Annotated in this window: 28 protein-coding genes; 9 read left to right on the top strand and 19 right to left on the bottom strand. The window is 64.6% G+C overall.

What is annotated here, in order from left to right; translation table 11 throughout:
* Positions 1–4 precede the first annotated feature (4 nt).
* The 6 genes from OKW20_RS17195 to OKW20_RS17220 are packed head-to-tail and all read right to left on the bottom strand — an operon-like array spanning position 5 to position 7,752.
* Positions 5–427: a GNAT family N-acetyltransferase gene (locus OKW20_RS17195; protein WP_043621031.1), complete on the bottom strand. Its 423-nt coding sequence runs from the start codon at positions 425–427 to the stop codon at positions 5–7.
* Positions 428–433: 6 nt separating this feature from the next.
* The gene (locus tag OKW20_RS17200) at positions 434–913 is read right to left on the bottom strand and encodes a GNAT family N-acetyltransferase (protein WP_043621028.1); all 480 of its coding nucleotides are present in this window, start codon (positions 911–913) and stop codon (positions 434–436) included.
* A complete protein-coding gene (locus tag OKW20_RS17205; protein ID WP_429173786.1) occupies positions 910–2,979 on the bottom strand; it encodes a hypothetical protein in 2,070 nt (689 codons plus the stop codon). The genes OKW20_RS17200 and OKW20_RS17205 overlap by 4 nt, the downstream gene beginning before the upstream one ends.
* Positions 2,980–2,989: 10 nt before the next feature.
* Positions 2,990–5,818, bottom strand: coding sequence for a DUF4159 domain-containing protein (locus OKW20_RS17210; RefSeq protein ID WP_429173787.1), 2,829 nt, complete (start codon positions 5,816–5,818; stop codon positions 2,990–2,992).
* Positions 5,815–6,735, bottom strand: coding sequence for a DUF58 domain-containing protein (locus OKW20_RS17215; protein ID WP_034788827.1), 921 nt, complete (start codon positions 6,733–6,735; stop codon positions 5,815–5,817). The genes OKW20_RS17210 and OKW20_RS17215 overlap by 4 nt, the downstream gene beginning before the upstream one ends.
* Before the next feature lie 3 nt (positions 6,736–6,738).
* Positions 6,739–7,752 (bottom strand): AAA family ATPase, encoded by a 1,014-nt coding sequence (locus OKW20_RS17220; RefSeq protein ID WP_429173788.1) that lies wholly within the window; start codon positions 7,750–7,752, stop codon positions 6,739–6,741.
* A gap of 275 nt (positions 7,753–8,027) precedes the next feature.
* Here OKW20_RS17220 and OKW20_RS17225 point away from each other — a divergent pair, with 275 nt between their 5' ends.
* The 3 genes from OKW20_RS17225 to OKW20_RS17235 are packed head-to-tail and all read left to right on the top strand — an operon-like array spanning position 8,028 to position 10,536.
* A complete protein-coding gene (locus OKW20_RS17225) occupies positions 8,028–8,651 on the top strand; it encodes a DUF1285 domain-containing protein (RefSeq protein WP_429173789.1) in 624 nt (207 codons plus the stop codon).
* On the top strand, positions 8,648–9,280 hold the full coding sequence (locus tag OKW20_RS17230; RefSeq protein WP_043618142.1) for a CoA pyrophosphatase: 633 nt from the start codon (positions 8,648–8,650) through the stop codon (positions 9,278–9,280). Before OKW20_RS17225 ends, OKW20_RS17230 begins: the two co-directional genes overlap by 4 nt.
* The gene (locus OKW20_RS17235) at positions 9,277–10,536 is read left to right on the top strand and encodes a CCA tRNA nucleotidyltransferase (protein ID WP_429173791.1); all 1,260 of its coding nucleotides are present in this window, start codon (positions 9,277–9,279) and stop codon (positions 10,534–10,536) included. The genes OKW20_RS17230 and OKW20_RS17235 overlap by 4 nt, the downstream gene beginning before the upstream one ends.
* Positions 10,537–10,580: 44 nt before the next feature.
* On the opposite strand, the gene OKW20_RS17240 is transcribed toward OKW20_RS17235, so the two are convergent.
* Positions 10,581–10,766: a DUF1059 domain-containing protein gene (locus OKW20_RS17240; RefSeq protein ID WP_034788815.1), complete on the bottom strand. Its 186-nt coding sequence runs from the start codon at positions 10,764–10,766 to the stop codon at positions 10,581–10,583.
* Between the two features lie 194 nt (positions 10,767–10,960).
* Here OKW20_RS17240 and OKW20_RS17245 point away from each other — a divergent pair, with 194 nt between their 5' ends.
* Complete coding sequence (locus OKW20_RS17245) at positions 10,961–11,506, top strand: adenine phosphoribosyltransferase (protein ID WP_043618138.1); 546 nt, start codon at positions 10,961–10,963, stop codon at positions 11,504–11,506.
* A gap of 46 nt (positions 11,507–11,552) precedes the next feature.
* On the opposite strand, the gene OKW20_RS17250 is transcribed toward OKW20_RS17245, so the two are convergent.
* From OKW20_RS17250 to OKW20_RS17260, 3 genes are all read right to left on the bottom strand, one after another.
* Entirely contained in the window at positions 11,553–11,765 is a 213-nt protein-coding gene (locus tag OKW20_RS17250) for a hypothetical protein (protein ID WP_043618136.1), read from the bottom strand.
* Positions 11,766–11,903: 138 nt separating this feature from the next.
* Complete coding sequence (locus tag OKW20_RS17255) at positions 11,904–12,374, bottom strand: MaoC family dehydratase (protein ID WP_429174513.1); 471 nt, start codon at positions 12,372–12,374, stop codon at positions 11,904–11,906.
* Complete coding sequence (locus OKW20_RS17260) at positions 12,374–12,826, bottom strand: MaoC family dehydratase (RefSeq protein ID WP_192446913.1); 453 nt, start codon at positions 12,824–12,826, stop codon at positions 12,374–12,376. The genes OKW20_RS17255 and OKW20_RS17260 overlap by 1 nt, the downstream gene beginning before the upstream one ends.
* Positions 12,827–13,015: 189 nt before the next feature.
* Here OKW20_RS17260 and OKW20_RS17265 point away from each other — a divergent pair, with 189 nt between their 5' ends.
* Positions 13,016–14,122 (top strand): hypothetical protein, encoded by a 1,107-nt coding sequence (locus OKW20_RS17265; RefSeq protein ID WP_429173794.1) that lies wholly within the window; start codon positions 13,016–13,018, stop codon positions 14,120–14,122.
* Positions 14,123–14,181: 59 nt separating this feature from the next.
* Here the strand turns inward: OKW20_RS17265 and ychF are convergent, their stop codons facing one another.
* Positions 14,182–15,285, bottom strand: coding sequence for a redox-regulated ATPase YchF (gene ychF, locus OKW20_RS17270; protein ID WP_192446912.1), 1,104 nt, complete (start codon positions 15,283–15,285; stop codon positions 14,182–14,184).
* Positions 15,286–15,474: 189 nt separating this feature from the next.
* Between ychF and OKW20_RS17275 the strand changes: the two genes are divergently transcribed.
* Together OKW20_RS17275 and clpS are read left to right on the top strand one after the other, a co-directional pair.
* Positions 15,475–16,041 (top strand): hypothetical protein, encoded by a 567-nt coding sequence (locus OKW20_RS17275; RefSeq protein ID WP_429173796.1) that lies wholly within the window; start codon positions 15,475–15,477, stop codon positions 16,039–16,041.
* Between the two features lie 150 nt (positions 16,042–16,191).
* Positions 16,192–16,503 (top strand): ATP-dependent Clp protease adapter ClpS, encoded by a 312-nt coding sequence (gene clpS, locus OKW20_RS17280; RefSeq protein WP_043618175.1) that lies wholly within the window; start codon positions 16,192–16,194, stop codon positions 16,501–16,503.
* A gap of 54 nt (positions 16,504–16,557) precedes the next feature.
* Here clpS and OKW20_RS17285 read toward each other — a convergent pair whose 3' ends face one another.
* Together OKW20_RS17285 and OKW20_RS17290 are read right to left on the bottom strand one after the other, a co-directional pair.
* Positions 16,558–16,860 (bottom strand): DUF6958 family protein, encoded by a 303-nt coding sequence (locus OKW20_RS17285; RefSeq protein ID WP_043618126.1) that lies wholly within the window; start codon positions 16,858–16,860, stop codon positions 16,558–16,560.
* On the bottom strand, positions 16,844–17,404 hold the full coding sequence (locus OKW20_RS17290) for a GFA family protein (protein WP_429115987.1): 561 nt from the start codon (positions 17,402–17,404) through the stop codon (positions 16,844–16,846). The genes OKW20_RS17285 and OKW20_RS17290 overlap by 17 nt, the downstream gene beginning before the upstream one ends.
* Positions 17,405–17,522: 118 nt before the next feature.
* Here OKW20_RS17290 and OKW20_RS17295 point away from each other — a divergent pair, with 118 nt between their 5' ends.
* Positions 17,523–18,152, top strand: a complete 630-nt coding sequence (locus OKW20_RS17295) for a TetR/AcrR family transcriptional regulator (protein WP_429173798.1) — start codon at positions 17,523–17,525, stop codon at positions 18,150–18,152.
* A gap of 33 nt (positions 18,153–18,185) precedes the next feature.
* Here the strand turns inward: OKW20_RS17295 and OKW20_RS17300 are convergent, their stop codons facing one another.
* From OKW20_RS17300 to OKW20_RS17325, 6 genes are all read right to left on the bottom strand, one after another.
* The gene (locus OKW20_RS17300; RefSeq protein WP_429174515.1) at positions 18,186–19,094 is read right to left on the bottom strand and encodes a squalene cyclase; all 909 of its coding nucleotides are present in this window, start codon (positions 19,092–19,094) and stop codon (positions 18,186–18,188) included.
* 142 nt (positions 19,095–19,236) lie between these two features.
* Positions 19,237–19,956: an aminoacyl-tRNA hydrolase gene (gene pth / locus OKW20_RS17305; RefSeq protein WP_043618172.1), complete on the bottom strand. Its 720-nt coding sequence runs from the start codon at positions 19,954–19,956 to the stop codon at positions 19,237–19,239.
* Positions 19,957–20,023: 67 nt separating this feature from the next.
* Positions 20,024–20,758, bottom strand: coding sequence for a substrate-binding periplasmic protein (locus tag OKW20_RS17310; RefSeq protein WP_043618119.1), 735 nt, complete (start codon positions 20,756–20,758; stop codon positions 20,024–20,026).
* A 116-nt stretch (positions 20,759–20,874) separates the two neighbouring features.
* Positions 20,875–23,259, bottom strand: coding sequence for a putative bifunctional diguanylate cyclase/phosphodiesterase (locus tag OKW20_RS17315; RefSeq protein WP_429174519.1), 2,385 nt, complete (start codon positions 23,257–23,259; stop codon positions 20,875–20,877).
* Between the two features lie 260 nt (positions 23,260–23,519).
* Positions 23,520–24,128 carry a 50S ribosomal protein L25/general stress protein Ctc gene (locus tag OKW20_RS17320; RefSeq protein WP_043618116.1) on the bottom strand — a complete coding sequence of 203 codons (609 nt, stop codon included), beginning with the start codon at positions 24,126–24,128 and terminating at the stop codon, positions 23,520–23,522.
* 155 nt (positions 24,129–24,283) lie between these two features.
* The gene (locus OKW20_RS17325; protein WP_402319804.1) at positions 24,284–25,465 is read right to left on the bottom strand and encodes a benzoate/H(+) symporter BenE family transporter; all 1,182 of its coding nucleotides are present in this window, start codon (positions 25,463–25,465) and stop codon (positions 24,284–24,286) included.
* 249 nt (positions 25,466–25,714) lie between these two features.
* Between OKW20_RS17325 and OKW20_RS17330 the strand changes: the two genes are divergently transcribed.
* A complete protein-coding gene (locus OKW20_RS17330) occupies positions 25,715–26,671 on the top strand; it encodes a helix-turn-helix domain-containing protein (RefSeq protein WP_043618110.1) in 957 nt (318 codons plus the stop codon).
* Positions 26,672–26,883 lie beyond the last annotated feature (212 nt).

Raw genomic sequence — 26,883 nt, forward strand, 5'->3', positions numbered from 1 at the left:
GACCTTATCGCGTCACGAGCGACTTCTTCAGAAACACCCGGGTTCGGCCAACAGGGAAATCCGGCAGTTCACCGAAGGCCTCATAGCCCTGACGTTCGTAGGCGCGCAGGGCCTGCGGGTTGAAGGTGTCGATCCAGGCGCTGTGGCAGCCGCGACTGCGCGCTTCGTCCTCGGCCGCCTGCAGCAACTTGCCGGCAAGCCCCTGGCCGCGAAGATCTTCCGGCAGCCACAGCCACTGCACGAACAGCCAACCCCAGCCGGTGTAACCGTTCAAGCCACCGCGTCGTCCCTTTGCTTCGGGACCACCGACAAGCACGGCGAGGGGGCGGCGCTCCGACGGGCCGATGTCGGCGGCGTTGAAGGCGGTCAGGCCGTTGCCGATGGCTTCGATCGCTTCGGGCGGTGCGGCGTCGGTGACGACGAACATCAGTCCTTACCTTTCGACACGGCGCATGCTGAAAACATCCAGACGGTCCTCGCCGACATCCGTCTCGTCGAGTTGCCAGCCGAGGCGCTCGTAGAAGGCGCGCTTGCCCGAGAGGGCGCAGAGATGCACGGCTTCGGCGCCCGTATCGAGCGCCGCCTGCGCTGCCTTCAGCACGATGTCGCCGCCGACGCCTGCGCCGCGGAACTGTGGATCGACCCAGACGGCAGCGACCCAGGGGGTGAGATCCGGCCGCTCCTCAAGATCGGAAGCGATGACCGAGGCGGTGCCGACGAAATCGTCGCCGGCATGGGCCACCAGACACAGCTGCTCGGTATCGGCGGCAAGGCTCTCCTGAAGCAGGCCGGTGATGTGCTCCAGCGGAAAGCCATGGGGCTCCCACCAGGCGCGCCAGATGCGGTCTGCCACGGCATCGAAGAAATGCGGCGCTTCGCGGAGGTCGCTGACGATCATGGTGCGCTCGCTCATCGTCCCTCGCGATACCAGGTGGCGGAAATCAGCAGCAGCAGCGCCGCAAGACCAAGGAAGCCGGTAAACAGCGGCACGGAATTGACGCCCTTCAGCACGGTTTCGTCGGTCATGCGGATCGAGAGCCGCTGGTCGTCTGCTGCACGCACCGAGCCCCTGACCGGCAGAACCGTGGGCAGGTCGAGCGGTCCATCGGCACTGGCAAGGCGCCGCACGAGGCCCTTGGTCTTTTCCGCCCAGGGACGCAGCTTATCCTCGGTCGAGATCGCCGCCTTGAATTCCGGGGCGTTGGGGTCGCCGACATGGGCAAGAGCCGTGAGCTCACCGTTCGACATCTCGAACAGCCCGGTTTCGGTGGTGGCGACTTCGGCCGAGTAGAGGCCCGGCTGGCGTTCGGTTAGCTTGACGTCCTGCTTCTCGCCGGACGGCGAGGTCAGTGTCACCGGACCCGGATCGCCATCGATCGTCTGGCGGGTGATTTCCAGCGTACGGCCGCGGGCGCGTGCCGTCAGCGCCTCTTCTTCGAGCGAAGGCTCTCGCATCAGCCAATGGGCGGTGCGTCGATAGAGCGACACGTGCGGGCCGCCGCCTTCGAAGCCGCGCGCCCAGAGCCAACCCTGGTCGGAGAGCAGCATGGCGACGCGGCCCTTGCCGACGCGGTTGAGCACCAGCAGCGGTTTGCCGTCAGCCGCTTCCATGACCGTATGGCCCTGCGGCCGGTTGACGTCGACGGTGCGGAACCAGCGGCCCCAGTGCGGCGGTTCGCTGTCGGAGCCTTCGAGACCGCGGGTCACCGGATGCTTCTTTCCTTCCTCCGAGAGGCGGGGGAAGAAGGCCTTTTCGTTCATCACGCCCGTGGGTGCTGCCGGCAGCACGGCCTCCAGCGGTGTTGCCGCAATCGAATCGTCGCCGGCATGTTCGGGGCCGGCCGCGATCAGCAGCGCGCCACCGTTCTCAACATATTGCGCGATGTTGTCGTAGTAGAGGATCGGCAGCAGGCCGCGGTGCTGGTAGCGGTCGAGAATGATCAGGTCGAACTCGTTGATCTTGTCGACGAAGAGTTCGCGCGTCGGGAAGGCGATCAGCGACAACTCGTTGATCGGCGTGCCGTCCTGCTTTTCCTGCGGCCGCAGAATGGTGAAATGCACGAGATCGACGGCCGCGTCGGATTTCAAGAGGTTGCGCCAGGCGCGCTCGCCGGCATGCGGCTCGCCGGAGACCAAGAGCACGCGCAGGTTCTCGCGGATGCCGTCGAGCACGTGGACCGCGCGGTTGTTGGCCGTCGTCACTTCGCCCGGAACAGCATCGACGGCAAATTCGAGCACGTTGTTGCCGCCGCGCGGAACGTTGAAGGCGAAGGGAACGTCGGTGCCGGGCTCGGCGCGCTCGCGGGCGATCTCGTTGCCGTTGAGGCGGATCGTGACTTCGGCGCTGCCGCCGGGGGCAGCGCCATCGTCGACCACCCGGAACGAGAGCTTCTGCTCCTCGCCGACGATGCCGAAACGCGGCGGGTTGATCAGTTCCACACGCCGGTCGAATTCATCGGGCTTGCCGGTGATCAGCCCGTGCACGGGCGCGTCGAAGCCGAGCGTGCGACCGACATCGGGAACGTCATGGATCTGGCCGTCGGTGACGAAAATCGCGCCGCCGATGCGCGCCGGCGGAACGTCAGACAGCGAGGAGGCGAGCGCGGAGAAGAGATTGGTCGACGGCGAGACATCTGCCGGATCGGTGTTTGCCTCGATGATCCGCGGCTCGATCAGCGGTATGGCCGCCAGCCGCTCTTTCAGGCCCTCGACGGCGCGATCGGTTTGCGCGGTGCGGTCGCCGTTCTGCTGGCTCTGGCTGCGGTCGACGACGACGGCGACGATGGTCGAGAGCGGATCGCGCAGTTCCACGAAAATGGAGGGGTTGGCGATCGCCAGCCCGAGCGCTGCGAGTGCGGCCAGGCGCAGCCAGGCGCCGCGCACCTTCTGCCAGAGGCCATAGGCGATGAACAGGGCCGCGATTGCGAGCAGCGGGACGAAGTAGATCCACGGGATCAGCGGGGCAAAGCCATAGGTCATCGATCGGCCCTCACTGTCCAAGCCTTTGCAGAAGGTCCGGCACGTGAACCTGATCGGCCTTGTAGTTGCCTGTCAGCATATACATCATGATGTTGACGCCGGCGCGGTAGGCATATTCGCGCTGCATTTCGTCCGGCGGCACTGTCGGCAGGAGCGGTGCGCCGTTGACATCAACGGCCCAGGCACCGGCAAAATCGTTGCCGGTGATCATGATCGGCGTGACGCCGTCGCCGCCGCGCACGGGGCGATTGCTGCGGTCTTCGTCACCATTGGGGGCGGCCTCGACCCAGAGCTGGCTTTCCGCATAGCGCCCGGGGAAGTTCGAAAGCAGATAGAAGGCCTTCGTCAGCACGTGATCGGAGGGCACCGGTTCCAGCGGCGGAATGTCGAGCCCGCTCAGCATCGCCTGCAGGCGCTGCACGTTGGGGCTGTCGCCGGCATCCGACGGTGTCAGCGAGGAAAACTGGTCGCGCGTGTCGAAGAGCACGGTGCCGCCGTTGCGCATATAGGCGTCGATCCGGCTCATCACCCGGCTGCTCGGCATCGGGGCGGTGGCCGAAACCGGCCAGTAGATGATCGGATAGAAGGCCAGTTCGTCCTGTTCGAGATCGACGCCGACGGGTGCGCCCGGTTCCAGCGCCGTGCGGTAGGTCAGATAGTTGCTGAGGCCGATGAGGCCCTGTTCGGAGAGGCGGTCGACCTCCTGCTCGCCGGTGATGACATAGGCGAGATGAGTCGTGTCCAGCCGCTGCAGCGTCTGCTCGTCGCTCGGCTGGCTGTCCTGCGCATGGGCGATCGCCGGGGCGAGAGCGACCGCAAGGCCGAGCGTTGCAAGGCCAAGCGTTGCGACCAGTGCCGCGGCCGCGGCGCCGCGGCCTGCGCGCCGGCGCAGCCCGGCGAGACCGCCGGCCATGTAGAGCACGATCAAAGTGTCGAGGACGAAAAGCGCCAGCGCCAGGCCGAAGAGATAGGGCCGGATCGAGAAAGGCCGGGCGCCCTCCAGTCCTTCGGCCCGTGCCCCGACGAGATTGCCGGCAATCGGGGTGAGCTTGCCGCCGTCAGGCAGCAGATTGTTGGCGACGAAACCTTCCTCCGAGCCGTAGAGCCCGGGGGGGGTGTCGGCGGAAACGGTGGGCGCGACGCCGGGTGCGATTTCGAGCGGGCGGGCGCTGCCGGTATCGCCGGTCAGTTCGCCGCGGGCGCTTACCAGGCGGTAGGGCGGCAATGTCTGGGCCTTGCTTGGCTGGTCGCCGGCAACGCCGCCAGCGCGCGACAGCTGGATCGACCGGCGCAGCATGTCGACGAACGAGCCTGAGATCGGCAGGTTCGACCAGTTCGGATCGGCGCTCACATGGAAGAGCACGATGCGGCCGCGACCGCGCTCTGCGGTCGTAACCAGCGGCGTGCCGTCGGCGAGGTTGGCCCAGGTCCGCTCCGTCAGATCGGGTGTCGGTTGCGCCAGCACCTGACGCTTCACCAGCACGTCACGCGGGCGCTCCAGTCCGGCAAAGGGGCTTGTGGGCGGGTAGTCGGCAAGCGGCTGTGGCTCCGACCAGGAAAGCGCGCCATCGAGCGTGCGCTCGCCTTGGCGAAGCACGACCGGAACGAGCGGGTCGTCGGCGGGAGCGCCGGCGAGCCTTGGGCCGGCGAAGCGCACCAGCATGCCGCCATTTTCCAGCCAGCGCGTGACCAGCGGGTAGCTTTCATCTGGCAGGCGGCCGACGTCGGCCATGACGAGGATCGACGGATTTTGCGCCAGGAGCTCGGCGATGGCCTTGCCGACCGCCTCCTCGCGGGGTTCGATCAGGTCGGCATGCGGCTCGAGCGCGCGCTTGATGTAATAGAGCGGCGAAAGCAGCGGCTGCGACTGATGGACCTCGCCGCTGAGAAGAGCGACCCGGCGGCGGCGGTTGCCGTCGTCCAGGAGGTGGATGGCGCCGGCCGTCGCCTGGCCTTCGATCGTCAGGCGCGTAAAGTCGTTGCGCAGCTCGAAGGGCGCTTTCAACAAGGTGTCCGCCGTGGTGGCGCCGGTCGCGAAGCGAAGCTCGCCCTCGGCGATCGCGGTGCCCCTGATGTCACGGGCGAGCACGTAATAGGCGCGTGGTTCGCCGAGCGGCAGGCGCGAGGCGGTAACCCGCATTCCGTCGTTTTCGTTTGTTGCGGCGGTCAGCGCGATGGCGCTTTCCGCATTGCCTTCGACCCGGCGGACATTCGCAGCACCGAGTTCCGCGATCTGCTCCATCGTTCCGCCATTCGACGCTTCGATGCCGTCGCTGAGGAAGGCGAGGGTTCCGGGCGGAGTGCCGGCAAATGCGGTCTTCATGGCGGCAAGCGCCCGGCCACGGTCGGCCGGCAGCGGCTGCGGCTGCGCGGCGGCCAGGCGGTCGCGCGCCGTGGCGGCGGAGGCCGGCGTCGCGTCGTGCTGGCGGTCGGTGGTAAAGACGATCGAAACCGGAAGCTCCTTGGCTTCGGCATCGTCGATCAGAGCACTGGCGGCTTCGACCCGCTGGTTCCAGTCGGAGACTGTCGCCCAGCTGTTGTCGACGACGAGCGCGAGCGGACCGGCTGCCGAAAGCGTGTTCTGCCGCGGGTTGATCACCGGATCGGCAATCGCAAGGATCAGGGCTGCGGCCATCAGCATGCGCAACAGCGTCAGCCACCACGGGCTTTGCGCCGGGGTCTCCTCGCGCTTCATCACCGAGGCGAGGATGCGCAGCGGCGGGAAGACTTCGGCCGACGGCCTTGGCGGCGTCATGCGCAGCAGCCACCAGATGACCGGCAGGGCAACCAGGGCGGCAAGGATGGCCGGATTGGTGAAGAGGAAGGCGAGGCCGCTCATAGCTGGCCTCCGTGGGTCGCGCGTCCCGGCATGCCGGAGAGATAGGTGTGCACGGCGACGAGTGCCTCGGAGGCGGGTCGGTCTGTCTTGTGCGGGGTGAAGGTCCAGCCGAGATGGCGAAGCGTCACGCCGAGCGTGTCGCGTCGGCCGATATAGGCGCGCTGATAGTCCTCACGCAGCACTTCGGCGCGGCCGGCGGTCAGCTTCTCGCCGGTCTCAGGGTCGGTGAATTCGGTCCGGCCGGAATAGGGAAACACTTCTTCGGCCGGGTCGGCGATCTCGACCACGTGGCCGCGCAGGCCGCGCCTGGCCAGCGGGCCGAGGCGGTCCATGATCTTTTCGGCAGGATCGAGGAAATCGCCGATCAGCACGAGGTCGCTGGCGCTGCGGATCATTCCGGTTTCGGGCAGGCCTTCGGCAAGCGGGCTGAGCATGATGGCAGTCGCCAGCCGTTCGGCGGCGTTGCGCGCCGAGACAGGCTCCATGATGCCCGGGCAGCCGATGCGTTCGCCCGAGCGCGCGAGGATCTCGGCGAGTGCCAGCATCAGGACCAGCGCACGGCTCTCCTTGGACACGGTGCCGAGCTTCGACTTGTACATCATCGACGGCGAGAGATCGGCCCACAGCCAGATGGTGTGGGCGGCTTCCCATTCGCGGTCGCGCACATAGGTATGGTCGTCGCGGGCAGAACGCCGCCAATCGATGCGCGACATGCTCTCGCCATCGGAATAGGGCCGGAACTGCCAGAAATTCTCGCCGATGCCGCGCTTGCGCCGGCCATGCCAGCCGGAGATCACGGTGTTGGCTATCCGTCGCGCCTCGACCAGGCAATCGGGTACGAGCATGGCGCGCTGCTGCGCGCGTGAAAGCACTTCACTGGCGGGAGTACGCGAGACTATGTGCCCGACGGTGGCCATGCGTCAGCCTCTGGCCTGCTTCACCAGATCGGCGACGACGTCGCGCACGGTCATGCCTTCGGCGCGGGCGGCGAAGGTCAGCGCCATGCGGTGCTGCAAGACGGGCTCGGCAAGCGCCAGGATATCGTCGATCGACGGCGCCAGGCGGCCGTCGTAGAGCGCGCGGGCGCGGGCGCAGAGCATCAGCGCCTGACCGGCGCGCGGGCCTGGGCCCCAGGCGACGTTCTTGTCGGTCGCGGCATTGCCGTTGCCCGGACGGGCGGAGCGCACCAGCGCCAGGATCGCGTCGACCACCTTCTCGCCGACCGGCATCTGGCGGATGAGGCTCTGGATCTGCAGCAGCCGGGCGGCATCGATGACCGGGTGGGCCGTCGCTTCGCCGACACCTGTCGTTTCGAGCAGGATCTGGCGCTCGGCGGCAAGGTCCGGATAGCCGACGTCGACCTGCATCAGGAAGCGGTCGAGCTGCGCTTCGGGCAGGGGATAGGTGCCTTCCTGCTCCAGGGGGTTCTGCGTTGCAAGCACATGGAAGGGCTGCGGCAGGTCCTTGCGGGCGCCGGCGACGGTGATGTGATACTCCTGCATGGCCTGCAGCAGCGCTGACTGGGTGCGTGGCGAGGCGCGGTTGATTTCGTCGGCCATCAGCAACTGCGTGAAGATCGGGCCGGGAATGAAGCGGAACGAGCGATGGCCGGCCGCATCCTGGTCCATCACTTCGGAGCCGAGGATATCCGACGGCATCAGGTCGGGCGTGAACTGCACGCGGCTGGAATCGAGCCCGAGCACGGTGCCGAGTGTGGCGACGAGTTTGGTCTTGGCAAGGCCGGGAACGCCGACGAGCAGCGCATGTCCGCCGGAGAGGACCGCAAGCAGGGTCTGCTCGACCACGCTTTCCTGGCCGAAGATGACCTTGCCGACTTCCGCACGCACCCGGGCGATTTCCCCCAGCGCACTTTCGGCCGCAGCGACAATCGCCTTCTCGTCGATCGCGTCAGCCGCGCCCTTCATCACACTCATGGTCATACTCCCCGGTCGCCCGTTGTTAAACCGAATCGCCCCTACAGCGCTGCGCGTCCTTATAGGGCGCGCCAGGTTCGCTGTAACATTCTGAGCCGCCGCATGACGCCTGTCCTTAGATCGATCCCGATTTCAGGAATCATGCGGTAGCCGGGATTTCAGTCGCCAAAATCCAATTTAGACCCTGCCGGACGGCTGACAAGTCGGCGCCGACGCACTATCTCGTGAGATATCAAAGGTCTCGATGCAAAATCGAGGTCAAACGGGACGGAACAATGGCAGAAGCCGAAATTCAGCAAACCGGCGACGCGGCCGGACTGGCGGCCCTGATTGCGCGCGCCGCCGGGCAGACCGGCGAAAAAGCGCGCGGCCTGCCACCGGTAGACCGCTGGAATCCGCCGTTCTGCGGCGATATCGACATGGAGATCCGCGCCGACGGTACCTGGTTCTATCTAGGCACGCCGATTGGCCGGCAGCCCCTGGTGCGGCTGTTTTCCACGGTTCTGCGCAAGGACGAGGACGGGCGGACCTATCTGGTCACGCCTGTGGAAAAGGTCGGCATTCGCATCGTCGACGCCCCGTTCGTCGCCGTCGAGATGAGTGTCACGAACGACGACAGGGGCCAGGTCCTGACCTTTCGCACCAATGTCGGCGATGTGGTCGAAGCCGGGCCGGAGCATCCGCTGCGCTTCGTCATCCATGGCGAGAACCGCGAGCTGAAGCCTTACCTGCATGTGCGTGGTCGGCTGGAAGCCCTGGTGTCGCGGCCGGTGATGTACGACATCGTCGAACTCGGCGAGACGCTCGCGATCGACGGCACGGAGATGTTCTGCGTGCGCTCGGGCGGCGCCGTCTTCCCGATCATGCCGGCAGCCGAGCTGGAAGCGCTCTCCCGATGAATGCGCATCCCTTCTCCGCCGACGAGTTTCGCCGCCGGGCGCTGACCCAGATGGGCGGGCCGATCGAGACCTCCTGGCGCGAGCACGGCGACTTCCTGCTCAATCCGGGCATGGTGCCCTATCTGGAGACGCTGAAGCTCAAGGATGCCGCAGTCCTGGTGCCTGTTGTCGACGACGGCGATGATGCGACGGTCATCCTCACCCAACGCACCACCAGCCTGCGCAAGCATTCCGGCCAGGTCGCCTTTCCCGGCGGTGCCGTCGACCCCGAAGACCGGTCGATCGAAGTCGCAGCGCTGCGCGAGGCGCAGGAAGAGATCGGCCTTGATCCGCGCTTCGTCGAAACCATCGGCCGGCTGCCGCACTACATGGCCATGTCCGGTTTCCGCATCACCCCGGTGCTGGCGGTGGTCAAGCCGGGTTTCGAGCTCGTGCCCAACCCGGAAGAGGTCGAAAGCGTCTTCGAGGTGCCGCTGTCGTTCCTGATGGACCCCGGCAATCACGACCGCGGCAGCGGCCACTGGCAGGGCGAGGAACGGCATTTCTACCGGATGCCCTATGGCGGCCGCAACATCTGGGGTATCACCGCCGGAATTCTGCGCATGCTCTATGAAAGGCTTTATGCATGACCTCGGTTGCTGGCGAAGGCTGGTTCTCGACGCCCTCCCTGCGTCGCGTTTTCGATGTGCTCAATGTCGACGGCGGCGAAGTCCGGGTCGTCGGCGGTGCGGTGCGCAACAGCCTGATGGGCTTGCCGGCCGGCGATATCGACATGGCGACCACCTGGCGCCCCGATGAGGTCGCCGAGCGGGCGAAGGCGGCGGGCATCAAGGTGGTGCCGACCGGCATCGACCATGGCACGGTGACGCTCGTCATCGACGGCACGCCCTATGAGGTCACGACGCTGCGCCGTGACGTTGCGACCGACGGCCGCCGTGCGGAAGTCGCCTTCGGCACCGACTGGAAGGCTGATGCCGAACGGCGGGACTTCACCATCAACGCACTCTATGCCAACGACCGCGGCGAGGTCTTCGACGATGTCGGCGGTCTCGCCGACATCGAAACGCGCACGCTGCGCTTCATCGGCGATGCCAGCGAACGGGTCGCCGAAGATTATCTGCGCATCCTGCGCTTCTTCCGCTTCTTCGCGCATTACGGCCGCGGTCGGCCGGATGCCGACGGCTTGCGTGCCTGTGCCCGTGCGCGCTCGAAGCTTGCAACGCTTTCGGCCGAGCGGGTCTGGGCGGAAACGAAGAAGCTGCTTTCGGCCGATGATCCCGGCCGCGCGCTGCTGTGGATGCGCCAGGCCGGCGTGCTCACCGAGATCCTGCCGGAAACCGAGAAATGGGGCATCGACGCGATCCCGGAACTCGTTGCCGCCGAGCGGGCCTTCGGCTGGAAGCCGGATCCGCTTCTGCGGCTTGCCGCGATCGTGCCGCCGGACGAGGAGCGTCTGGAGGCCATGGCCGAGCGTCTGCGTGTGTCGAAGGTGGAGGCTGCCTATTTCAGCCGCTGGGCCAAGGCGCCCGCGGTGCCGGCGACGACCGTCGACACGGCCTTCGATCGGCTGCTCTATCGTCATGGGGTGGAAGGCATTGTCGTGCGGCTGCGGCTGGCACTCTCAACGGCGCGGCGCAAGTCGGAAGGAGACCCGGCGTTCTTGTCCGAGACCGCGTCGCTGCGCCGTCTTCTGGCGCGGGCCGAGGCCTTCAAGCGGCCCAGCTTTCCGTTGAACGGCGGTGACGTGCTGAAGGCCGGTGTGCCGGCCGGCCCGCGGGTGGGCGAAATCCTCGGCGAACTCGAGAACCTCTGGATCGAGCGTAACTTCAATCTCGACCGGGCAAACCTCGTCGCCCGGCTCGAAGCCATGGTGCAGCCGTCCTGATCACGCCGCCTTGGCCGGACGGCTCAAGCCGCCTTGACGACGGCTTAAGCCGCCTTGGACTCGTCAGTGATCCGGGCCTTGATGTTGTCGATCATGTTTTCGCGGATGACGGTTTCGCCGTGCGTTTCGCGCATGTGATCGACGACGCGGCGCACGATTTCGGCATCGTTGTCGGCGCGGGTGTGCCATTCGCAGCCCGGGACGAGGGAACCGCATTCAAACAGGCGCATGGTTGCTTCCTTCCCTGTGTAAGTTTGATGCGAGAGCGCGGCGCGCCGGTCGGGCGACCGCACGGTCAGAGTAGCATCAACCCCTGGCACGGCCAATTGTTCCCGCCGAACGCGCGACAAGAAACCGTTATAGACAAGCGGGCCGTTGGTGTTATGGGTTTGCGGTAACAAGAGACGCAAAGGCCCTTTTGCCCATGACCTCCACCGTTCAATCGGAACTGATTGCCGCCATCCGGAACATTCCTGACTATCCGAAGCCGGGCGTGATGTTTCGCGATATCACCACCTTGCTCGGCAATCCGCGCGCCTTCCGTCGCGCGATCGACGAACTGGTGCATCCCTATGCCGGCACCAAGATCGACAAAATCGCCGGTATCGAGGCGCGTGGTTTCATCCTCGGTGGCGCGATCGCGCATCAGCTTTCCTCAGGCTTCGTGCCGATCCGCAAAAAGGGCAAGCTGCCGCACGACACCGTGCGCATCGCCTACAGCCTGGAATACGGCGTCGACGAGATGGAAATGCACAAGGATGCGATCCGTCCGGGCGAAAAGGTGATCCTGGTCGACGACCTGATCGCGACCGGCGGCACGGCGGAAGCGGCCACCAAGCTTCTGAAGCAGATGGGCGCCGAGATCGTCGCCGCCTGTTTCGTCATCGACCTGCCTGAACTCGGCGGGCGCAAGAAACTCGAAGCGCTCGGCGTCAATGTCCGCACGCTGATCGAGTTCGAGGGCCACTGATCGGTCCTTGCGGGATGGGGGCGGAGAACCGCGCCCTTCCTTTGGCCTACATGCGGTTGATCGTCCGCAGCATCAATTGCACTTCGCGCTGGGCTGCCGGCGACAATGTCTCCACTTCGGTGAGCCAGAATTTTTCGGCTTCCGGCGGCTCGTCTTCCCAGCTCCTGACCGATGTCTCGTTGTCGTCGATGACGACGCGTCGGTGACCGCCAAGACGCAGATATTCGTCCGCCAGTTCGCGGGCGTGGGTTCTTTCCATAACCGCTCCTCCGCTAGCAATGGTCGCTGCCCTGAAGCCGCTTCGGCGCGGCTGAGGGCGCGCAACCTGTAGCCCGGGAGTCTACACCCGGCGGAAGGCGATTTTAAGAAATGATGGTGCCTTGCCAGTCTGGTCCGGTCAGACGAACTCGATGACCTTGCTCTCGAAACGGATCACCGCCTCGCCGTGCTGGTTTTCGCCTTCGCACAGGATCGTGTTGATCCGCCAGCCGGGTTTGGAGGCAAGCGAACGGCTTTCGAGGAAGGTGACGAAGTAGGTGACCGTGTCGTCGGCATAGACGGGCTTCAACCATTTCAGCTCGCGAAATCCGGGCGAGGGGCCAAGGTTCGGCGCCTTCAGGCCTTCGGCCGCAAGCCGCCGCTGCTCGTTTCGCCAGAACTTGACGAAACATTGCATCCACCCGGCGCAGGTATGCCAACCCGAGGCACAAAGGCCGCCAAACAGCGAATGCCGCGCCGCTTCCGCATCGAGGTGGAAGGGTTGAGGGTCGAAGTCGGTGGCAAATCGGATGATGTCCTCGGCCGTAAAGGTCAGGCTGCCGATCACGGTCCGGCTCTTGGCCGCGTAGAATTCTTCCATCGTCATCATCAGGCTTTGCCCTTGTCGCGGCAGCGAAAGAGAACCGAGCATTCGGAAACCGCCACGGGTTCGCCGGCCTGGTTGTTGATTTCGTTGCGGAACTTGACGATGCCGAGATCCGGTTTCGACTTCGAACGGCGCGCCTCGATCACCAGGCTGAAGCCCGAGAGCACGTCGCCGGCAATGACCGGCTTCCTCCAGTCCATGAAATCGATGCCGGGCGAGCCCTGGGACGTGGAATTGCTCATGAAGGCGTCGAGCATCATGCGCATGCCGATGGCGCTGGTGTGCCAGCCGGAGGCGGCGAGACCGCCCAGGATGCTGCGTTTTCCCGCCTCTTCATCAAGATGCATCGGCTGCTGGTCGAATTCGCTGGCAAACGCGATCATCTCCGGCGGCTTCATCTCGACCGGCTTGTAGTCGAACCGCCGGCCTTCGGAAAAATCCTCGAAGTAGAGCATGCTTGCCTTGTCCCGTCTGATTTGTTGCCGCATTACCTACTGCATAATTTCCGCAAGCGGAATCGATTTGCGCGGACATAGGCAACATCGCAGGTCCTCCCGCGACGTTTCCCGGTTGCGCTTGGCCCTTGTCCATGCAACCAGCTGACAATCCGTCCCATCCGCTCGTGTCTTGACTGAGGAAAGCGCGTGACCGAACTGAACAGAGCGCTCGCGGGCGCAGCCGAAAAAGGCATCATATCCGCGCATCAGGTGCGCGATCTCGAAGTGTATCTCGCCGATCGCGGCTTCCGTTTCGGACCAGTGGCATCGGATGCCGCGGCCGACAGGGCCGACGCCGCGCTCGATGCGCGGGCGGCGGAAGACAGCGAACAGCCCCGCTTCATCAGAGGCTTCCACGATATCCTGATCACGATCGGCGTCGTGGTTGTCCTCATCGGCCTGTGGGGCCTGACCGGCCCGCTCGCAACGCTGCCCGTCATTCTCGTGCTTGCGGAAATTCTTGTGCGGCGCCAGCGTCTGGCGCTGCCTTCGGTGGTGCTGACGCTCGCGCTCGTTCATTGGGTCGCAATGACCTCGATGTGGTTCGTGGACGATCACGGGGATGCCTGGCACCCCCTGACCTTCGGCCTGACCTATGTTGCTGCCTTCCCGATCCCGCTGGCGCTGTTCTACTGGCGCTACCGCGTTCCGCTGGCGCTGGCCGGCCTGGTGCTGTCGATCGCGATGCTCTGCGTGGTGGCGGTGCTCATCGCCTTCCAGAACGTCTTCGGTATCGACGTTGCCAACCCCGACCACGTCCTGCTCTTTCCGCTGACCTTGTTCGTGGGGGCGATGGCCGTGTTCGCGATCGCCATGCGCTACGACTTTTCGGACCCTCAGCGGCTCACCACCCGTTCGGACATCGCCTTCTGGCTGCACCTGGCAGCCGCGCCGGCTCTGCTCTATTCGCTGATGGGCCTGGTGTTCCTGGCGAATGGCGGCGCAACATGGTGGGACGGGCAGGCAAGCTTCAATCAGGCCACTTCCGCAATCGTGATCGTCGCCGTGTTCATGCTGGTCGGGCTCGTCATCGACCGGCGCGCATTCGTCACATCGGGACTGTTGTCGCTTGGCGGTGCGATCTGGACTGTGTTGAGCAAGACCAATGCGTCGCTCGACAGCTACGTCTTCATCGCCCTTGCGGTCGTCGGGGTGACCGTCTTGTTCATCGGCATTTTCTGGCAGCGGCTGCGCCGCATGGTCATCGACCTCTTGCCGGAAACGATAACGGCGCGGTTGCATGCCGCGCCGTAGTATCAAGTTCTGATGCGCTCCGATCCCGCGCCTTGAGTGCGGGATCGGACCGGCAGGTCTTACGTGTTGAAGCGGAAGTGGATGACGTCGCCGTCCTGGACGACGTATTCCTTGCCTTCGTCGCGGGCCTTGCCGGCTTCCTTGGCGCCCACTTCGCCGCCGAGCGCGATGTAGTCTTCATAGGCGATGGTGTTGGCGCGAATGAAGCCACGCTCGAAGTCAGTGTGGATGACGCCGGCCGCCTGCGGCGCCTTGGTGCCGCGCTGGATTGTCCAGGCGCGCGTTTCCTTCGGACCGACGGTGAAATAGGTGATGAGGTCGAGCAGCTTGTAGCCGGCACGGATCAGGCGGTCGAGACCGGCTTCTTCGAGACCGAGTGCGCTCAGGAACTCCTTGGATTCTTCTTCCGGCAGCTGGGCCACTTCGGATTCGATCGCTGCCGAGATGACAACGCTCTCGGCGCCTTGCGCCTTTGCCATTTCGGCAACCGCGCGGGTGTGCTCGTTGCCGTCGACCGCATCGCTTTCCGCGACGTTGCAGACGTAGAGAACCGGGTGTGCGGTCAAAAGGTTCAGGCCCTGCAGAATGCGCAGTTCTTCGGCGTCGAGCTTGGCGAGCATCGTGCGAACCGGCTTGCCGTCCTGCAGAAGCTTCAGCGAAGCTTCCATGATCGGCAGCTGGGCGACGGAATCTTTGTCTTTGCCGCCGGCGCGCTTGCGGGTCTGCTCGGTGCGGCGCTCGAGGCTGTCGAGGTCGGCGAGCATCAGCTCGGTTTCGATCGTCTCGGCATCGGCGACCGGGTTGATGCGGCCTTCGACGTGCGTGATGTCGTCATCCTCGAAGCAGCGCAGCACGTGAACGACGGCGTCGACTTCGCGGATGTTGGCGAGGAACTGGTTGCCGAGGCCTTCACCCTTCGACGCGCCGCGCACCAGGCCGGCGATGTCGACGAAGGAGATGCGCGTCGGGATGATTTCCTTCGACTTGGCGATGTCGGCAAGCTTGCGCATGCGCGGATCCGGCACCGCAACTTCGCCGGTGTTCGGCTCGATGGTGCAGAAGGGATAGTTGGCCGCTTGCGCCGCTGCCGTCTTGGTGAGTGCGTTGAAGAGCGTGGACTTGCCGACGTTCGGCAGTCCGACAATACCGCATTTGAAGCCCATGGGGTCTCGTCCGTATCTTAAAATTCCGTTGGCGTGGCTATGCGGGAAGGGCGCTCCCCGGTCAAGGGCGCAGGCCCTGTTCACGGTAAATAAGGGGCCACGCCCGTTGAACCGGTGCTCTTCGGGCGGCATATGCGCTCAGATTTCCGTCGACCTGCGCGGCGGCCAGGACATTATTGAGGATTTCCATTGATCGACCAAAAGTTCTTGTTTCCGCGCGTGCCGGTTGCCGTCGTCGATATCGGCGATACGCTCGAGGCGCTGTTGGTCCGCGCGACGCTCGAAAGCATGGGCGCCGTCGTCACCCTGCATCTGCCGGGAACGCCCGGGGATTTCCTGACCTTGCTTGCCGGCGGCGAATTGGTGCACCAGCACCTGATCATTTCCGGCCACGGCGACGAGAACGGTTTCGTCTTTGGCGACTATATCGAGGAGATCGACACATCGATGCTGGTCGAGGGCAGCTTGCCGCCAGCCGTTATCGCCGAACACGCCAGGCTTGACGGCAAGATCGTGCTCAGCACCTGCTGCGAGACCGGCGGCAAGCGCTACGGCGATGCCTTTGTCGAAAAGGGAGGGGCCGCCCTCTACGTTGCGCCTGACGGCTCGCCCGAAGGAGCGGACGCGCCGCTTTTCGTGCATTGCTTCTTCCATGCGCTTCTGGCGCGCAAGCAAGAGGCAAAGGCGGCGCTGGAAAAAGCCCGCTCCTATGACGAAGCGTCATCGATGTTCGTCGGCTATTGGGGAAAGCGTTGATTTCCGCCTGCGTCCGTGCGCCTGCTTTTGCTTGATCGGCACCTGCGGCCGTAGGATAGTGCGCCGACGGGGCCGGTGCGCCGAGACGGCCTTGTCCGCAAGGCGAGCCGCGGCAGCGCCAGCCAATCTGTCATCAACGGGGTGGTTCCGATGAGTGACAACGAGGTTGCCAGAAAAGTCAAAGTGAAGGTGAAGCCGAAGCTCGAGCGGCCGAAGCTTTACAAGGTCATGCTGCTCAATGACGATTACACGCCGCGCGAGTTCGTCGTCGGCGTGCTCAAGGCCGTTTTCCATATGAGCGAGGAGGCGGGCTACCGGGTGATGATGACCGCCCACAAGATGGGAAGCTGCGTGGTGGTCGTCTGCGCCCGCGACATCGCCGAAACCAAGGCCAAGGAAGCAACCGATCTCGCCAAGGAAGCGGGCTTCCCGCTGCTTTTCACCACCGAGCCAGAGGAATAACAAGCCTCATGAATGGGCGTGGCGGCCGGAGAGATGCCCGGCGGCCGGCCCGTTTCACGCCTTCCGGTGCAAGCGAAGCGGCTTGCTCGCTTCGCGCTCGATCGTGCCCTTGGCCTCGAGATCGAGTTGAACCGCCTTCAGCCACCAGCCCGCCTTTGCGCCCTCGGGAAAAAGGTCCTGCGGCAGCAACGGCAGCAGCCGTTCCTTCGCTTCCGCCACGCTCAGGCCGGGTGCTGAGGGCGGTAGGACCGCGAGCAGGGCTTCACGCATCGCCTCGTATTTCACCCGGTCGACGCGATGTTTGTGGCCGGGCGAGACGATGTTTTCGATCTCGATCTTCTCAGCCGGGGATGCCATTGGCCTCGCCTTTCACATAATCGATCTTCGGCGCCTTGAATCCCATCGCCGCCCAGGCGGTCAATAGCCGCCACATGAAGCGGCCCGAATGCGTTTTGTAGCTCGGCAGCGTGTCGGCAAACTCGACGCCGGCCCTGCGGTCCTTCGTCATCGTGCGCATTTCCAGCGGTGGCTGTTCGTCCGGGGCAAAACGCTGATTGTAGACGCTCAGCCAATGACCGCCCTTGAATTCCAGGAACATGGCGGCGTTGCAGCAGCTGGCGATGACCCGGCGCGTCGGCGCCTCCGGCGTCAGCCGGTGTTCGCGCAGGAGATCGCTGCCCCTGATGCAGCGGATCCGGTCCTTGCGGTAGAGCGCAAAGCGCGTCGAGCCGTCGGCTTCCATGACCGGCGACGCCTCCGGCAAGGCTTCGAAGCGCTCGCCGGCGGTGCGGCAACTGGTGCAGTAGCAGGCGGCGCCGACGATCGGCTCGCCGACGGCTTCAAAAGCAACCAGCCCGCAGCGGCAGGCGGCAATGCGATGTCTTCCCTGTGGTTTGGCCATGGCCATCTCCTGATCTGGCTTCACTAACTAGACTGGACCGTCCAGTTTGATTTGTCAATCCGGCTGGCCTATTCTGCAAGCCGAGTGATTTGGTGAGATACGACAGGGGAGGGCAGGCTTGAGCAACGGCGCAAAGACGCGCATGGAGCGCACCCGCAAACTGATCGTGGCCGCAGCCAGCGATCTCTTCCTCAAGCACGGCTTCCTCGGCACCAACATGGACGAGATCGCCGCGACGGCGGAGGTGTCGAAGCAGACGGTCTATTCCCACTTCCACAACAAGGAGGCGCTGTTTCTCGAAGTCGTGCGCAGCATGACGGGGGGAGCCGGCGACGAGTTCCAGGAGCAGGTGGCCGACCCCGATGGCGACGAGCCGATCGAGGACTTCCTGCTCGACTATGCCACGCAGTTGCTGACGATCGTGATGACGCCGCGACTGATGCAGGTTCGCCGCCTTGTGATCGCCGAAGTGGAGCGCTTTCCGCAGCTTGGCGAGGCGCTGCACGAGCGCGGGCCCATGCGCTCGATCCGGCGGCTGGCGGTCGCGTTCAGGCGCTATGGCGAGAAGGGCGACATCCGGGTGAAGGATGCAGATGTCGCTGGCGGCTTTTTCAACTGGCTGGTCATGGGCGGGCCGGTCAATGACGCCATGCTGCTCGGCGACGGCGCCATTCCGACGCCGGAGGTGCTGCGGACCCATGCGGCGGAGGCGGTGCGGATCTTTCTGGCGGCCCATAAGCCGGGGTAATGGATGGCCGCGGGTTGCGCTCAGGCGCGGCCTTCACCGCGCGTGGGCGTCCCACCACTTGAGCACGCGCATAGCCTTCAGCGTCACCCACAGCGAAGGGGCGTCGACCCCGTCGTCGATGTCGAACCACACCCGTCCGGCGGGGCGCCAGTCGAGTGGCCATGCGCCGCTTTCGAGCTGCCTTGAACGCAGATGGTCGATCGCTTCGCTGAGTCGTGGATCGGGTGCCGCATCGCAAAAGAGCGCCGCGGCACGAAAGTAATCGAGCGCCCGCAGGATGTCGTATCGCCAGCGGCTTGGGTGGCAAAGGCACAGGAAGCGTTTGTCGGCGGCTTCGCCCGTGCTCAGGCGGCGGAAGAGATGGCGCTTGAGCAGGTAGTCCTCGCCGGCCCGGCGCGCCGCCTTGGACCGTGGCGTGCCACCGGTCGCCCGTTCGAACGCAAGCAAGCCTTCGAGCACGTTGATGGTGGTGGCAAAGGAGGACCGGAGCGAACCGTTTGCCCGTTCGCAGTTCCAGCCGCCATCGGCCTGGACCTCGCCGACGAGCCTGTCGACGATCGGCGAAACGTCGACGCCGAAATAGGCGCCGTCGGCAACGGTGCGGCCGTTGATGCACTCCTCGACTTCGCCTTGCCAATAGGGCTGGCCGCCTTCGTCCCAGCGGGAATTCGCGCCGATCAGGTCGACGGTTCGTCGGGCCCGCTCGGACGAAGGGTCGAGACCGAATTCCCGGAGCTGCGACAGCGAAAAGCAGGTTGCCGTCCAGGGTTGGCCCTGCGCGGTCCACTCGTGCTCGTCGAAACCGGCGGGGATGAAAGCGCCTCCCGCCCATTGGCCGTCATCGTCCTGATGCGAGAGAAGCCTGGCGCCCCAGCCTTCGGTCTCCACCTTGGCCCTTTCGGCTTTCCATAGAGGCTCTGGGGCATCCAGCAGGTCGCGCATCACCTGCCAGCGGATTGCGGGATCCGATGCGAGAAGCCAGTCAATCACCGCGTCGGCCACGGGCGTGCTCCAGACTTATGCCATCGGGTCGATCTGACCCGTTCCGACTGCACAAGCTAGGGCGCTTTGCGGATAGGGGAAGCTAGTCGTTCTTCGAGCCGAACATCTTCTTCAGCATGTCGGCCATCGGGCCGGTCGCCGGCAGCTTCTTCGGCTGGGCGGAATTGCGCGCCTGGTGGATATGCGATTGCGCGCCCTGCTTCTTCGGGCCTTCAGGCTTTTCCGCTTCCGGCTTGCCGCCGGTCGCGAGCGCGATCTTGTTCAGGAGCTGGCTGTCTTCGCCGCGCACCAGCATGTCGGCATTGTCGGCGATGGCGTCGAGCAGGGGCACCAGCCAGGCCTGGTCTGCCTTGGCGAAATCGCCGAGCACATGGGCATGCACCAGATCCTTGACGCCGGGATGGCCGATGCCGAGGCGCATGCGCCGGTAGTCCTTGCCGCAATGGGCATCGATCGACTTGATGCCGTTATGCCCGCCATGGCCGCCGCCGACCTTGATGCGCGCCTTGGCGGACGGCAGGTCGAGCTCGTCATAGATGACGGTGATGTCCTTCGGCTGCAGCTTGTAGAAGCGCATGGCCTCGCCGACCGCTTCGCCGGACAGGTTCATGTAGGTCTGCGGTTTCATCAACAGAACGCGCTCGCCGCCGATATCGCCCTCGGCGATCTCGGCCTTGAACTTCTTCGACCAGGAAGAAAAGCTGTGCCGGCGATGAATGACGTCAACCGCCATGAAGCCGATATTGTGCCGGTTGGCGGCGTATTTCGAACCTGGATTGCCAAGCCCTACGATGATCAACATGGTGCTGCGCATTCATGATTTCGGGGTGATGCCATCCAAAAACACCGCATCCCCCGGAAGTCAACGCCTATTTCTCCGCCTGCAGGCTGGCATTGGGCTTGAGCCCGTATTGCTTGAAGATCACATCCTGGGTGCCGTTGCCGATCAGCCGGTCGAGTTCGTATTGCATGGCGGCGACGATATCGCGGGGAAAGTCGCGGTGGCAGGCGATGCCGTAGAGCTTGCCTTCAAGCACCAGCGCCGCCTCCACCGGTTTGCCTTCGGTGCGCATGCTTTCGAAGGTCTTCTCGGACGTCATCAACAGATCGACCCGGCCGGCGAGCAGCTTTTTCAGGCTGGAATCGAGATTGGCGGCATAGTCGATCTTGGGGAAGCGGTGCTCCTTGAGATAGGACGCCGAGAAATCCTCGCGCTGCGTGCCGACGGTATATTGCTGCGCGTCCTCCAGCGACTTGGGCGCAATCGCGGATCCGGCCTGCCGGACCATGACCATGTGGTCGATCAGCAGCGGCTCGACCCACTGGAAGTTTCCGTCGCGCTCGGCGTCGTGGCCGGTGGTGAAAACACAATAGGCGGGATCGGTCTCGGCCAGCATGAAAGCCCGCGCCCAGGGCAGAACCTCGATCGTATAGGGTTGCTTCAGGCGCTCCATGATGAGCTTGATCTGGTCGACGGCCGCACCACTCGGGCCGGCCTCGGTCGAAAAGTTGTAAGGCGGATATTCCTCGGTGACGAACTTGATCGTCTGGGCCTCGGCCGTCGTTACAAGGCCGAGGAAAAATGCTGCGATCAGCGCCTTCACATCTTTTCCTCCTCTTCTGCGTCCGCCTTGCGACGGATCCTTCTTTCTATCCCCGGCTTGTGCTCGACCTTGGGCCCCCGAAGCCTCCCGCGCCCGAGGGAATCAGGTGGGTGAACTCATGCCCGCATGCTGGGTGCGGAAGCCGCCTTTGCCTCGGAATCGCTTTCGAGCATGGTCAGCATCCGGTCGACCGGCATCGGCCGGCTGAAGAGATAGCCCTGGCCGCAATCGACGCCGAGCTTGCGCAAGAGTTGCCACTGCTCCTTGGTCTCGATGCCTTCGGCAACGACGGTGCAGCCCATCTGGTGCGAGATCGTGCGGATGCCCTTGATCAGCATGCGGCTCTTGCGACGGATGTCGGCGGTTCCAGAGCTCAGTGACCGGGTGAAGGACTGGTCGACCTTGACGATATCGACCGGGAAACGGTTCAGGTAGCTCAGCGACGAGTAGCCGGTGCCGAAATCGTCGAGAGCGATGCGGCAGCCGAATTCGTTGAGCTGCTTCAGCACCGAGTGGACTTCGGGATTGTCGAGCATCAGCACCGCTTCGGTGATCTCGACGACGATCCGGCTCGGCGAGATATGGTGCTTCAGGAGCAGGGCCGCGAGCTTGTGCGGCAGCGTCAGCTCGAACTGCAGCGGCGAGAAGTTGACGGCGAGATAGGTGTTCTGGGTGCCGTCGAGCTCGGAGATCGCCGCCAGGTGGCGGATCGCCTTTTCGAGGATCTGATCGCCGATGCGGGCAATCATGCCGGTTTCTTCGGCGATGCCGATGATCTTGCCGGGCGGCATCAGGCCCTTTTCCGGGTGGTTGAGGCGCATCAGCGCCTCGAATCCGGCGATCTGGCCGTCAGCGAGGCTGACGATCGGTTGCAGCCACGCTTCGAAGTGGTCGTCCTTCAGGCCGGCTTCGATGCACTGCTCGATCTCATGGCGCTCGCGCGAGGCGTCGAGCATGCCGGCGTCGAACACCTGCAAGCCGTTCTTGCCGTCGTGCTTGCGGGCATACATCGCCATGTCCGCCTTCAGCAGCAGGTCGGAGGCATTTTCCGCATGGGTCGGGTAGACGGCGATGCCGACGCTGGCGCTGACGAAAAGCTCGTTGCCGGCGATCGCCATCGGTTCGTGCAAGGCCGTGACGATGCGCTCGGCGATTTCGGCCGCCAGCGTTGCGGCGTTCGGATCGGAAAGCAGGATGGCGAATTCGTCGCCGCCGAGCCGGGCCATGATGTCGCCATGCGGCAGGGCGGCCTGAATGAGCTCGACCGTCTGGCGCAGCACTTCGTCGCCGGCGGCATGGCCGAAATTGTCATTGATCCACTTGAAGCGGTCGAGGTCGATGAACAGGCAGCCGAGCTGCATGGCGCATAGGTCGGCCTGGATGATCGCCTCGTCGAGCGCGGCCTCGAAGCCCTGGCGGTTCAACAGGCCAGTCAGGTGATCGGTGATCGCCTGCGTGTGGTTTCGGCTTTCCGCCTGCTTCAGCGCGGTCACGTCGGTCATGACCGACAGCGACAGGCTGCTTTCGCCGGTGGCCTTCGTCTCCTGGATCAGCACCGTCATCGCTTCGCCGTCCGCCTTGCGGAAGGGAACGGTCACTTCGCGGATGGCGTGATCGGCAACGGCGATCGTCTTGGCATGGCTGCGATAGGTCTCGTGCCAGTGCGGATCGACGAAATCGACGAAGTCGCGTCCGACGACGTCGTCGCGGCTGTACCCGGTCGCCAGCAGCCAGTAGTCGCTGACGGCGAGCAGGCGCCCGTCGACATCCAGCGAAAACAGCATGGCCGGCGTCAGGTTGTAGATGTCGGTGACGCGCTCGTGGGCGTTCTTCAGCTCGGTCTCTTCGCGCTCGAGGCGGTCCTGCATCTCGTTGAAGTTGGCGGCAAGCGCGCCCATTTCGTCGTCGGAGGTCCAGTCGACGCGGTGGCGAGACCCGAGCCGGCGGGTGGCCTCGATCGCGGCGGTCAGGCGCATCAGCGGGCGCATCACCGTGAAGCGATTGCCGACGAGCGCTGCGGCGAAAACGATCGCGACCGCAAAGAGCAGGATGGCGAGAATCGCCAGCTCGTCCTTGCTGAACTGCGACAGCAGACCCGGCGTCGGAACCCTGACTTCGATGCGTCCGACCTCTTTCATGCCATCCACCGACTGGTAGGAAATGGGCAGGATGAGAACCCGGTCCTTGGTGCTCGGCTGCACGCCGCCCATCGGCAGCTGCGCGAGGATGGAGCCGGACTGGTCGCGAATGGTGACGGAGAGGATGTCGGTGCCGTTTATCAGCGAGCGGGCGATGTGCTTGATGCCGTCGCTGTCAAAGTCCCAGATCGGCTTGCCGAGCGCCTCGGCGCTTGCAGCCATCAACAGTTCGATGTTGTGCAGGCGCTCGCGTGCGATGCGATCGCTCGAGATGCTGAGAAAGAGTGCAAGCAGCGGGGCAATGAAGACGAGCATCGCGCCGCAGACAATCGCAATAAACCGGTTCTCCACGGAGTGCATCATCGCATGCACGCCCCAGAAGCAGCTGCCACCCATCTCATATCAGAATTCTCTTCAGACAAGCCCAATTTCCCCGTCAGAAGAACATCATCAAAACCTTAAATGTTGCTGAAATCGCTTCATGATAATTCGTGGGGCACGGCATAGAGGCATTCGGGCAGCGGAGGGCTATCGCCAATGCAAAAAGCCCGCCCCAAACGAATGGGACGGGCTCTTGAATGAAGTGCGGCGGGACCGGCTTTCGCCGGTCGCCCAGAGGCCAATCAGGCTTCTGCTTCGCCTTCAGCTTCTTCCTTCACGCCACCGGCCGGAGCAACGATCGTTGCAACGGTGAAGTCGCGGTCGGTGATAACCGGGGTCGCGCCCTTCGGCAGCTTGATGTTGGAGATGTGGATGGCGTCGCCGACCTTGAGACCGGAGAGGTCAACGGTCAGGAATTCCGGAATGTCGTTGGCCGAAACGTTGAGTTCGACGTCGTGGCGAACGATGTTGAGAACGCCGCCAGCCTTGAGGCCCGGGGACTTCTCTTCGTTTTCGAAGTGAACCGGAACTGCAACGGTAACCTGGCTGTCCTTGGAGACGCGCAGGAAGTCGACATGCATCGTGAAGTCACGGACCGGATCCAGCTGGTAGTCCTTCGGCAGGACGCGGATCTTTTCGCCGTTGACGTCGATCGTTGCAACGGTGGTCATGAAACCGCCGGCGTGGATCTTCATCGTCACTTCCTTGGTGGAGAGCGCGATGGAAAGGGGGGCCTGCTTGTCACCGTAGATGACAGCCGGGATAAGACCGTTGCGACGAAGTTCACGGGAGGACCCCTTACCAACCCGTTCGCGCGTCTCGGCCTTGAGCTCGTAGGATGCGTGGCTCATGGATAGACCTTTCTAATGTCTAATGCTGGAGAGTTCGACCGCCATGCGGAAGAACTGAAGCCGCAAGGACTTCATCCGCGTTGCCTCCAAGGGTGTCTACGCGGACGGGCGCTCCTTAGACGAGATCCCCTGCAAATGCAAGCTTTGCCGCGGTTTCAGCTCTTTTTAGCGGTGAAACGCGCAAGTGCCAGCATCAACCCGCCGGCAATCAGACCCCAGAAGGCGCCGGAAACACCGCCGAAGCTGACGCCGGAGGCGGTCACCAGGAAGGTGATCGCCGCGGCCTCGCGGGTCTTTGCGTCCGTGAAGGCGGCCATGGCGGAGCCGGCGAAGGCCCCGACGAGGGCAAGGCCCGCCACCGCCTCGATCAGGACCGACGGCGCAAGGCTGACGAAGGTGGTGACGACGCCGGCCAAGAGGCCGAAGAGAATGTAGAAGGCGCCGGCATTGATCGCCGACCAGTAGCGCCGGTTGCGATCAGGATGGCTATCGCCGCCGGCGCACATGGCGGCGGTGATTGCAGCCAGATTGACCGCATGGCCGCCGAAGGGGGCGCTCAACATCGAAAAGACGCCGGTCGTCGCAAACAGCGGCCCGGGTTCCGGATGATAGTCGTTGACCTTCAAAACGGCGATGCCGGGAATGTTCTGCGAGGCCATGGTGACGATGAAGAGCGGCAGGGCGATGCTGATCATGGCCGCGACATTGAACTGCGGCACCACGAATTCGACGGTCGGTACCAGCGCAGATGAGAGGGCGGAGAAGGCGCCGGCGGGGATTTCGACGCCGAAGGTGATGACGAGCACGAAGGCGATCAGCGCCGCCGGCACCGCATAGAGCTTGTTGATGCTGCCGACGAGGGCCCAGGCGAGCAGGATCGGCAGGCCGAAAAGCGGATTGAAGGCGATCGCCTTGACCGGCGCAAAGCAGAGGCTGAGCAGGACACCGGCCAGCATCGCATTGGCAAGCGGCGCCGGGATGGAGGAGACCAGCCGGCCGAGCGGCTTCCAGAGGCCGGCGATGACAACGAGCAGGCCGCAGACGAGAAAGGCGCCGACGGCCGCGTTGAAGCCGCCCTCGACGACGCCGGCGCTCGCAAGCAGCGCAGCACCGGGCGTCGACCAGGCGATGCTGACCGGCAGCCGCGTCACGGCGCTGATGACAATGGCGCAGAGGCCCATGGAAATCGACAGCGCCATCAGCCCGGAGGCGGCCTGAGCTTCGCTGGCGCCGACGCCGGTCAGGCCGTGTAGCACGACGGCAAAGGAACTGGCGAAGCCGACGAAGGCGATCAGCAGGCCCATGAACAGGCTCTGGAGCGAAAAGTCACGAAGCATGGCGGCAACCGGCTGTTGTGAGGTTGAGTCGCGGCAATTTGATCCTTTCGCGTAGCACATTCGGGCGCGCTGTCGATATCGGTGGCGTGATCGACCGATCAAACTCGTTGACGGGTACCGGCTCTCGAACCTTCGTCTGGCTGGACCTTCGCGGAAAACGACGGCTATAGTGGCGCCCGTGGATGCGGCCCGCTTGGGAGATCGGCCGTGTCGACATTCCGCCGGACGACGCTTTCAGGGAGGAAGCCGATGGCTGCCGTCAGGGAACATTCGGACTATGTCTACAAGGTTGCGCACCAGCCGTCAGCCGCCGCAAGCTCGCCGATCGCCGCTTCATGGCGCCGGTGCATGACGCTGCATGGGCTGGCACCCGAAGAGGGGCGCCAGCCGCTCCGACTGTCCGGCGCGGAGTTCGAGCTTGCCCGGCAGAGGTCGGCCGAATTGATCCTGGAGGCGGGCGGTGAACTCGACCGGCTGTTTGCGACCGTCGGCCGGGCCGGCTGCTGCCTGCTTCTGACCGACGACAAGGGTGTGGCGCTGGAACGCCGCGGCGCCGTCGGCGACGATGCCGATTTCCGCGATCTCGGGCTCTGGTCGGGAACGGTCTGGAGCGAGGCGAGCGTCGGTACCAACGGTATCGGCACGGCGATCGCCGACGAGCGTGCAGTCGTCATCCAGCGCGACCAGCATTTCCTCAGCAGTAATATCGGCCTCAGCTGCACCACGGCGCCGATCCGCGACCATCTCGGCCGGTTGGCCGCGGCCATCGATATCTCCACCTGCCGCGCGGACGCCTCCGAAATGACCATGTCGCTCCTGTCGCAGGCCGTGCGCGACGCGGCCGCGCGCATCGAGGCCGGACTTTTCCGTCGCGCCTTTGCCAGTGCCCGCATCGTGCTGGTGCCGGTCGACCGCGCCGGCCCCGCGCTGCTCGCCGTCGACCGCGACGACCTGGTGCTCGGCGCAACCCGCGCGGCCCGGCAATGGCTCGACCTCGACGACAAACGCATCGCTGCCGGCGTTCCGGCTTCCGATCTGCTGCGGGAAGATACGTCGGGTGATGCCGGCGAGCTTCCGGATGCGGAGCGTGCGGCGCTCCGTCGCGTGTTGTCGCGCGCCAACGGCAATGTCTCCATGGCAGCCGACCTGCTCGGCATCAGCCGCGCCACGCTTTACCGCAAGATGAAGCGGCTCCAGGTGAATTGATCCGTCAACGCGGAAGTTGCCCCTCACCCTAGCCCTCTCCCCGCACGCGGGGAGAGGGGACGTGGCCGGTGGCAGCCACACAACGTGCCGCCGGGTTGGTTTCATAAAGCCAGTGACGGCGTTTTCCCCCTGAGATGCCGGGCAGATGAATGCCAGGTAGCTGTTTGGCTCAGAGTGCGCGGCTTGCCCCCTTCTCCCCGTGATCACGGGGA

Origin of the sequence: Ensifer sp. LBL (genome assembly GCF_050435225.1) — a bacterium.
Classification (GTDB): domain Bacteria; phylum Pseudomonadota; class Alphaproteobacteria; order Rhizobiales; family Rhizobiaceae; genus Ensifer.